General features: G+C 66.8%; 1 pseudogene. It reads right to left on the reverse strand.

Annotation, left to right across the window (positions count from 1 at the left end):
• Nucleotides 1-555: pseudogene (locus tag ACYVD1_RS34805) on the reverse strand (HNH endonuclease signature motif containing protein); the annotation flags it as partial.
• Nucleotides 556-606: the final 51 nt, after the last annotated feature.

Consider the following 606-nt stretch of genomic DNA (forward strand, 5'->3'; position numbering starts at 1 on the left):
CTCCCGGCCCAGCCGGTGAATGTCGGAGGTCGACATCGACGGCTCCCTGGCCTTGGAAGCCAAAATCCCAGCCTCCATCATCCGCCGGAAGAGGCCAGCATCCGGGTAGCGGCCGGTGTTGCGCGCCCCCACCGCCTTATCGGCGGCCTTGCACACCGCCACCGCCTCCCCGATGGACAACAACCCGGAGTCCAGGCCTTCCCGGGTGGCGGGAAGCTCCTGGGCGAACAACCGCCGCGCCAGCTCGGCGCGCCCGTTGGCCTCAACGGGGGCCATACCCACCGAGTGGATCAGCCAGTTCTGCACCGACCTCTGCCCACCCGCCTCCAGCAGGGCCCCGGCCGCCTCCAGCTGCGCCAACCGGAGCAGCATCGAAAGCTGGGCCCGGTCGAAGTCCTCGAACACCTGAGAAATCACATCCAGGACCTGGCCAGCTGCTCCGGTCGGGGGCACCTCCGCCATCTCCGAAGCGATCTTCTCCCGGGCGGTGCGCGTGGCGGAAACGGCGGGCGTATTGCCCGCCGCATTCCCGCACTGCCCGAAAGAAGAAGTCATACCACTAAGGATACCAAGAAAGACCCAAAAAGGACCTAACCCGGAGGTGAT

The organism is Nocardiopsis nanhaiensis, assembly GCF_054778635.1.